The sequence below is a fragment of the Pseudoalteromonas sp. TB25 genome, assembly GCF_000497995.1.
Classification (GTDB): domain Bacteria; phylum Pseudomonadota; class Gammaproteobacteria; order Enterobacterales; family Alteromonadaceae; genus Pseudoalteromonas; species Pseudoalteromonas distincta.
This window is the reverse complement of record NZ_AUTI01000140.1, coordinates 1-4,801: the sequence shown is the minus strand read 5'-3', so window position 1 is coordinate 4,801 and position 4,801 is coordinate 1. Positions and strand designations below refer to the sequence as shown.

The 4,801-nt window shown below is 40.2% G+C and carries 5 protein-coding genes and 1 pseudogene; 3 read left to right on the top strand and 3 right to left on the bottom strand.

The genetic code is table 11. From position 1 onward, the window contains the following. Positions 1–185, bottom strand: a 185-nt coding sequence (locus tag L652_RS0103035; protein ID WP_024595203.1) for an NAD(P)-binding domain-containing protein, incomplete at its 3' end; no start/stop codon positions are given. Positions 186–306: 121 nt separating this feature from the next. On the opposite strand from L652_RS0103035, the gene L652_RS0103030 reads away from it, so the two are divergent. Together L652_RS0103030 and L652_RS0103025 are read left to right on the top strand one after the other, a co-directional pair. Next, a complete protein-coding gene (locus tag L652_RS0103030; protein ID WP_024595202.1) occupies positions 307–867 on the top strand; it encodes a glutathione peroxidase in 561 nt (186 codons plus the stop codon). 88 nt (positions 868–955) lie between these two features. Beyond that, a complete protein-coding gene (locus L652_RS0103025) occupies positions 956–1,936 on the top strand; it encodes a 2-hydroxyacid dehydrogenase (protein ID WP_024595201.1) in 981 nt (326 codons plus the stop codon). Between the two features lie 94 nt (positions 1,937–2,030). Here the strand turns inward: L652_RS0103025 and L652_RS0103020 are convergent, their stop codons facing one another. Further along, a complete protein-coding gene (locus L652_RS0103020; RefSeq protein WP_024595200.1) occupies positions 2,031–3,353 on the bottom strand; it encodes a sodium-dependent transporter in 1,323 nt (440 codons plus the stop codon). Between the two features lie 141 nt (positions 3,354–3,494). On the opposite strand from L652_RS0103020, the gene L652_RS0103015 reads away from it, so the two are divergent. Beyond that, positions 3,495–4,253, top strand: coding sequence for a 4'-phosphopantetheinyl transferase superfamily protein (locus L652_RS0103015; protein ID WP_024595199.1), 759 nt, complete (start codon positions 3,495–3,497; stop codon positions 4,251–4,253). A gap of 20 nt (positions 4,254–4,273) precedes the next feature. Here L652_RS0103015 and L652_RS0103010 read toward each other — a convergent pair. Beyond that, a pseudogene (locus tag L652_RS0103010) lies at positions 4,274–4,801 on the bottom strand (lysine-sensitive aspartokinase 3); the annotation flags it as partial.

Sequence of the window (4,801 nt, the reverse complement as noted above, 5' to 3'; positions counted from 1 at the left end):
ATGTCGGCATTGCTGGCAGCTTCGCGCGGGGTTAGTGCAAAGCTTCCTGAATGTTCTGCAGTCCACGTTTGTGCTTTAGCTTGTGTGCGGTTATAAACGCATATGCTGTGCCCTGCTTTTGCTAAATGCCCCGCCATTGGGTAACCCATTACGCCTAAACCTATAAATGCGACTTTCATTGACATAAAAATGACCTATTTAACTGATAACTTAGAAACTAGACCTCGATTATGTCAACCGGTCGATAAAAAAGCGAATGAAAGTCTTTATAAAATTTCCTCAACGGGAAAGGTAAGTAGGTAACCTATGGACAGTATTTATCAATTTAATGCACCACTTTATAACAGCGAAAATTTTCCTCTTAGCCAGCTACAGGGCAAAACCGTCCTTATTGTTAATACAGCGAGTAAGTGTAATTTTTCGGTGCAATTAAACGCGCTCGAAAAGCTCTATCAGCAATACAAAAGCAATGGTTTTACTGTGCTTGCGTTTCCGTGTAACCAGTTTGGCCAAAATGAGCCGCTTGATAATTTAGCCATTAAAGACTTTTACCAAGATCAATTTAATATCTCGTTTGAGGTATTTGGTAAGGTAATGGTAAACGGGCCAGAAACACATCCGTTGTTTAATTATTTAAAGTCGCATACGCGGGGTATTTCGCAAAACCGTGCAATTAAGTGGAATTTCACTAAGTTTTTAATTAACTCACAAGGGCAACTTGTTGCACGCTATGCACCGCGTACTAAGCCCGAAACACTTAAACAAGTAATAGAAAGTAACTTACTGCAAGCCGCAAAGTTAAGCGCTGCAAGAGGTGGTAAAAAGGTAGCATCAAAAATACCTTTGTTTACGCCAGCTAAGGCTTAATTTAAATCAATAAAATGCGTGTTACCAGAGCATAGGTTTATAAAGTAGTTTATTGTATTGATACTTATTAAGCGTCGAGGCTATTACCATGAATATTGCTTTTTTTAGTACTCAAAAGTACGAACTGCCTTTTTTTGAACAAAGTACACGCGATTACAGTAATATAAAAATAACGTATTTTGAGCAAGCCCTGAGCGAACAAACGGCTATTTTAGCAAACGGGTTTGATGCCATATGCGTATTTGTTAACGACACTGTAAACGCCACTGTTATTGAACAACTGGCAAGCCAAGGCATAAATACTATTTTGCTACGTTGTGCAGGATTTAATAACGTTGATTTACCTGCCGCAAAAGCACATAAAATTAAAGTATTACGCGTACCAGCATACAGCCCAGAAGCAGTAGCCGAGCATTGTATTGCACTTATGCTCACGCTTAGCCGTAAAACCCATAAAGCGTATAACCGCGTACGCGAAGACAATTTTGATTTAAACGGATTACTAGGCTTTAACTTGCACAATAAAACCGTGGGTATTGTAGGTTGCGGTAAAATTGGCCTTGCGCTGTGCAACATTTTAAACGGCTTTGGCGCTAAAGTATTAGTGTGCGACCCATACGCGCAACCTGGCAATTATACAATTACCGATATAGACACCTTACTTAGCCAAAGCGATGTGATTTCTTTGCATTGCCCATTAACGGAACAAACTCATCATCTAATAGATGATGAGGCATTTAGTAAAATGAAAACCGGCGTTATGCTTATTAACACCTCTCGCGGGGCACTGCTTAACAGCAAAGCGTGCATTAATGCACTTAAAACTAAAAAATTAGGGTATTTAGGGCTCGACGTTTACGAGCAAGAGTCGGAGCTATTTTTTAAAAACCACAGTGACGAAATAAACCAAGACGATATATTTTCGCGCTTAGTGAGCTTTAAAAATGTATTAGTAACGGGGCATCAGGGCTTTTTTACACAAGAAGCACTCACCGAAATAGCAAACACAACCCTGCTTAACGCGTTTGAAGTAAGTGAAGGTAGGCCTCTAACTAATGAGGTTTTATAAAGACCTAAGCTATACCTAGATAACAGGCACAAAAAAAGCGAATAAGGTGAGCCCTATTCGCTTTTTTTGTTTAAAAATTCACTTTAAATAGAGCTTAACCAAACGCAACGTTTGCAAATACCAAGGTCATTAATATTGGGCAAACAAAACGAATATACTGAGCAAACCAGTAATGTACGCCGGTTGTTGCTTGGTGTAATTTATTACCACGCTGCCACATCCAACCTACCGTAATAAAGTAAAACAAGCCCATAAGCGGCAATTGGTATTGAGTAAATAGCATAATAACTAAGCCAAATAACCAATCAAAATTTAGTATAATTGCGCTTGCACACACAAGTACAACGGCGCTCACTGCCCATGTTGCTTTGGTGCGACTAACGTTGTGGTTTTCGACTAAAAACGCTACCGGAATTTCAGTCGTCGATATAGTTGACGTAACCGATGCGATAGACATTAATACAAAAAACAATAAACCAACTAATAAGCCAATTTCGCCCATGGTGCTAAATAGCTCAGGTAAAATAGCAAAAATTAGCTGCCCTTCACCAATCAATTTACCGCCACTAAATACCTCTACACCGCTGTGCTGCGCCACATAAATAGCAGGAATAATAAGTAATCCCGCTAAAAAAGCAACGCCAGTATCAAGTAATGCAACACCTGCGGTGAGCTTTGGTAAATTAGCATCTGGTTGTAAATACGAGCCGTAAATCATCATACAACCCACACCTAGTGAGAGCGAAAAGAACGCTTGCCCCATTGCGGCAATAATTAAATTAGGGTCGAGTATTTGGCTAAAATCAGGAATTAAATACGCGGCAAAACCTTCGCTTGCGCCATCGAGTGTTGCAATGTAGGCAATTAAACCAACAAGCAGCACAAGTAACAGTGGCATTAATCGGCGCGACCAGGTTTCGATTCCCGACTTAACCCCTTTTAAAATAATACTGGCGGTTAAAATAAGCATAAGCGGCGTAAATACAAAATTACGCAGCACTGAGTCGCTATGTAAAAATTCGCTTGCGCCCGTAAACCCAAAAAAGGTTGTTATGGGTTCAATAGCGTACGAGAGCATCCACCCTGCCACTATTGAATAAAAACTTAGCATAACAACTGCGCCCGCAAGACCTATGTAACCGGCTGCTGCACCTACTTTACGGCTAGTGTTTTGCCATGCATCACCCAATGCTTTTACAGGATTAGCTTGTGCTTTGTGACCTAAATAAAGTTCGGTATACAGCGCAGGTAGCGCAAGTAAAAATATAACAATAAAATAAACCAGTAAAAAAGCACCGCCGCCATGGTTGGCCGCTTGCGTAGGAAAACCCCAAATATTACCCAAACCCACTGCTGCGCCAGCAGCGGCTAAAACAAAACCAAGTCGGCTTTGAAACCCATCACGCACTTGTGCCATACATCTACAAATCTGTTATTATTTTGATTATTGTGAATTAAACCATATTTCATGCCAGCTGAGTAATAAAATTGTACCCAGCCTTTGTTAGTGGCGTTAACCGCTCACAATATCAGCGACTTCTTTTGCTTTAGGGCTTTTATGACTGAACACTATTTTAAAAACGCCTTGAGTATTACTTCAACTCAATTGGCAAATTTGTCTTTAGCGAGTAACAGCATTTTATTATTTAATGCTAAAACACTTGAGCTTAGTGACTTTAATTTGCCCGATTGCTTAAGCCCGTTTGAGTTAAACATTATAAACCGCCGTAAAAGCCCACAAGCTAAGCAAGAGTATTTAGCGACGCGGTTATTGTTAAAACACCTTATTAAAGTAACGCAGCCGCAACATACGCACGTACCCCTTAATAAAATGAGTACAGAATTTGACGAAGCAAGCTCAAAGCTGCAAATACAAGTGGGTGGTGATGTTATAAATACCTGTATTTCGCACTCGCATGGTTTAGTTGGGGTCGCGCTAAATTTTGATAAAAGTGAGTTTGGGTTTGATATTGAAAAAGTAAGCCTAAAGCGCCCATTTGAAAAGCTCGCTAAGCATTTTTATCATAATGATGAAATTACACTTATCACCAAGCCCACTAATACCCAAGCCCAAGCAGATACGTTTTTTAGAATTTGGACACTAAAAGAGTCTCTTGCTAAAGCCACCAGCCGCCCTATTGCAAAGTTACTTAGCCCCAATGTGTTTGACGAATTAAATAGTGCAAAGCTGAGTGCTTGCAGTAATCGCGTTACTGTAGCTGATAGCAGTGACAGTAATGTTTGTTTTGATGTGAGTGTGGTGCATAAAAAAAGCACCGACTGGCGATGCTTTTTATTAAGTGATTTTACTAGGTGATTTTCCTGAATAACGGTTATTTACGCAGCAAAATCATTTTCTAATAAACGGCTATGAATAGACTGTACTACGTTATCTGACTCAGTTTGCTCTACTAAAAAGCACAGGTTGTGCTTACTAGCACCGTGACAAATTAATCGAATGTTAAAGTCTTTTAGTACACTCATTAAGTTCATTTCGTGTTGGCGTAATTGAATCTCAGAGCCAATAAGTGCCACCAATGTTAGGTTGTTTTCTACCGAAACATGGCAAAACTCTGCAAGCTTATCTAGGCATTCTTGATCAAGCTCTGGGCGCGAGGCGTTTTGCGCGTTATCAAGGGTTATAGCCACACTGATTTCTGATGTGGTTACCAAATCTACCGATATATTGTATTCACTTAATAGTGTAAATACGCGTGCTAAAAAGCCGCTTGCTAGTAGCATTTCTGGGCTTTTAAGCGTAAGCAATATTTGGTTTTTACGTTGCGTTACTGCGCGTATACCTGGTTGCTGCGATTTTTCGCGCTCAATCCATGTACCGCCACGCTCTGGCTCGCGGCTAGAACC

What these genes read in the sequence shown, in the direction of transcription:
- L652_RS0103025 (WP_024595201.1), top strand. Translation starts at nt 956, where the DNA reads ATGAATATTGCTTTTTTTAGTACTCAAAAGTACGAACTGCCTTTTTTT.
- L652_RS0103020 (WP_024595200.1), bottom strand. Translation starts at nt 3,353, where the DNA reads ATGGCACAAGTGCGTGATGGGTTTCAAAGCCGACTTGGTTTTGTTTTA.
- L652_RS0103030 (WP_024595202.1), top strand. Translation starts at nt 307, where the DNA reads ATGGACAGTATTTATCAATTTAATGCACCACTTTATAACAGCGAAAAT.
- L652_RS0103015 (WP_024595199.1), top strand. Translation starts at nt 3,495, where the DNA reads ATGACTGAACACTATTTTAAAAACGCCTTGAGTATTACTTCAACTCAA.